The sequence below is a fragment of the Lactobacillus sp. ESL0237 genome (assembly GCF_003692985.1).
Taxonomy (GTDB): Bacteria; Bacillota; Bacilli; order Lactobacillales; family Lactobacillaceae; genus Lactobacillus; species Lactobacillus bombicola.
This window is the reverse complement of sequence record NZ_REHE01000018.1, coordinates 1-3,213: the sequence shown is the minus strand read 5'-3', so window position 1 is coordinate 3,213 and position 3,213 is coordinate 1. Positions and strand designations below refer to the sequence as shown.

Genomic DNA, 3,213 nt, shown 5'->3' with positions numbered 1-3,213 from the left:
GAGTTAGTACATTGAAAACTGAATATAATCCAAGAAAAAACCGAGAAACAATCAAAAGAGAACAGATTGCAAGAGCGACCGAGAGAGTATCTTGAGTAAGGTCAAGTAAAAAAGGGCGCACGGTGAATGCCTAGGCACAATAAGGCGAAGAAGGACGTGACGAACCACGAAAGGCTTCGGGGAGCTGTAAGTAAGCAGAGATCCGGAGATATCCGAATGGGGGAACCCAATGTAGAGATACATTACTAGTTATTGAATAAATAGGTAACTAGGGCAAGACGCAGTGAACTGAAACATCTAAGTAGCTGCAGGAAGAGAAAGAAAGATCGATTTCCCAAGTAGCGGCGAGCGAAACGGAAAGAGCCCAAACCAAGCAATTTATTGTTTGGGGTTGTAGGACTGCAAGAAGGTAAGTACAGGCGATAGCAGAATTATCTGGGAAGGTAAGCCAGAGAGGGTGAGAGCCCCGTAAGCGAAATCAAGAGTACGCCGAGCAGAATCCTGAGTAGGTCGGAACACGAGGAATTCCGATTGAAGCAGCGAGGACCATCTCGCAAGGCTAAATACTAGATTGTGACCGATAGTGAACCAGTACCGTGAGGGAAAGGTGAAAAGAACCCCGGAAGGGGAGTGAAAGAGAACCTGAAACCGTGTGCTTACAAGTAGTCAGAGCCCATTAAAGGGTGATGGCGTGCCTTTTGTAGAATGAACCGGCGAGTTACGTTAAATAGCGAGGTTAAGTCATAAAAGGACGGAGCCGTAGCGAAAGCGAGTCTGAAGAGGGCGAGAGAGTTATTTGATGTAGACCCGAAACCAAGTGACCTACCCATGACCAGGTTGAAGGTGTGGTAAAACACACTGGAGGACCGAACCCACGTAAGTTAAAAATTGCGGGGATGAGTTGTGGGTAGCGGTGAAATTCCAAACGAACTTGGAGATAGCTGGTTCTCTCCGAAATAGCTTTAGGGCTAGCCTGGTGCGAGGATGATAATGGAGGTAGAGCTCTGTTTGGATGAGGGGCCCGTCAGGGGTTACTGAATTCAGATAAACTGCGAATTCCATGTATCAAAGCACTGGAGTCAGACTGCGAGTGATAAGATCCGTAGTCGAAAGGGAAACAGCCCAGATCACCAGTTAAGGTCCCAAAATCTATGCTAAGTGGAAAAGGATGTGGAGTTGCGTAGACAACTAGGATGTTGGCTCAGAAGCAGCCATCATTAAAAGAGTGCGTAATAGCTCACTAGTCGAGTGACGCTGCGCCGAAAATTTACCGGGGCTAAGCATAGTACCGAAACTGTGGATGCATTAGCAATAATGCGTGGTAGGAGAGCGTTCTAAATGCGGTGAAGCTTAATCGAGAGGATAAGTGGAGCGTTTAGAAGTGAGAATGCCGGTATGAGTAGCGAAAGATAGGTGAGAATCCTATCCGCCGAAAGACTAAGGTTTCCTGGGGCAGGCTCGTCCGCCCAGGGTAAGTCGGGACCTAAGGCGAGGCCGAAAGGCGTAGTCGATGGACAACAGGTAGAAATTCCTGTACTGCGTTAGATCGTTAATAGCGAAGGAGGGACGCAGGAGGCAAAGGACGCATGGAGCTGGAAAGCCATGTTTAAGCGACAAGTGTAATGGTGAGTCAAATGCTTACTGTTAAGAAGCACAAGTCGTGATGAGGAGCGAAATAAAAGTAGCGAAGGTTCAAGAGTCACACTGCCAAGAAAAGCTTCTAGTGAGAGCTAACGTACCCGTACCGCAAACCGACACAGGTAGTCGAGTGGAGAACACTAAGGTGAGCGAGAGAACTCTCGTTAAGGAACTCGGCAAAATAGCCCCGTAACTTCGGGAGAAGGGGTGCTGGTGTAAAAGCCAGCCGCAGTGAATAGGCCCAAACAACTGTTTATCAAAAACACAGGTCTCTGCAAAGTCGTAAGACGACGTATAGGGGCTGACACCTGCCCGGTGCTGGAAGGTTAAGGAGAGCTGTTAGCGTAAGCGAAGCAGCGAACTGAAGCCCCAGTAAACGGCGGCCGTAACTATAACGGTCCTAAGGTAGCGAAATTCCTTGTCGGGTAAGTTCCGACCTGCACGAAAGGTGTAATGATTTGGGCACTGTCTCAACGAGAGACTCGGTGAAATTATAATACCCGTGAAGATGCGGGTTACCCGCGACAGGACGGAAAGACCCCATGGAGCTTCACTGCAATTTGATATTGGGCAACTGTTAAGCATGTACAGGATAGGTAGGAGCCGGAGAAGATAGTACGCTAGTATTATCAGAGGCAATGTTGGGATACTACCCTTGTTTGATGGTTGCTCTAACCAGCGCCTCTAAGCGAGGCATGGGACAGTGTCAGATGGGCAGTTTGACTGGGGCGGTCGCCTCCTAAAGAGTAACGGAGGCGCCCAAAGGTTCCCTCAGAATGGTTGGAAATCATTCACAGAGTGTAAAGGTATAAGGGAGCTTGACTGCGAGAGCGACAACTCGAGCAGGGACGAAAGTCGGGCTTAGTGATCTGGTGGTACCGCATGGAAGGGCCATCACTCAACGGATAAAAGCTACCCTGGGGATAACAGGCTTATCTCCCCCAAGAGTTCACATCGACGGGGAGGTTTGGCACCTCGATGTCGGCTCGTCGCATCCTGGGGCTGAAGTAGGTCCCAAGGGTTGGGCTGTTCGCCCATTAAAGCGGCACGCGAGCTGGGTTCAGAACGTCGTGAGACAGTTCGGTCCCTATCCGTCGTGGGCGTAGGAAATTTGAGAGGAGCTGTCCTTAGTACGAGAGGACCGGGATGGACATACCGCTGGTGTACCAGTTGTCTTGCCAAAGGCATAGCTGGGTAGCTAAGTATGGCAGGGATAAGCGCTGAAAGCATCTAAGTGCGAAGCCCCCCTCAAGATGAGATTTCCCATACGAAAGTAGTAAGACACCTCAAAGACGATGAGGTAGATAGGCTAGGAGTGGAAGAGCCGTGAGGTTTGGAGCGGACTAGTACTAATCAGTCGAGGACTTGACCAAAAGCGAAGGCAGTCAAAGAAGAGAGTGGAACGGTTTTTTCGAAGGATAATATTTAGTTTTGAGTGTAAAAGCTCAAAAAGAAGTACGGTGGCAAGAGCAAGAAGGAAACACCTGTAACCATGCCGAACACAGAAGTTAAGCTTCTTAACGCCGAGAGTAGTTGGTGGGAGACTGCCTGCGAGGGTAGGACGTTGCCGTGCTT

The 3,213-nt window shown here is 49.3% G+C and carries 2 rRNA genes; both read left to right on the top strand.

The features are described from left to right. Nucleotides 1-99 precede the first annotated feature (99 nt). Nucleotides 100-3,011 (top strand): 23S ribosomal RNA (locus F5ESL0237_RS08275). A gap of 83 nt (nucleotides 3,012-3,094) precedes the next feature. Continuing rightward, a 5S ribosomal RNA gene (rrf, locus tag F5ESL0237_RS08270) occupies nucleotides 3,095-3,211 on the top strand. Nucleotides 3,212-3,213: the final 2 nt, after the last annotated feature.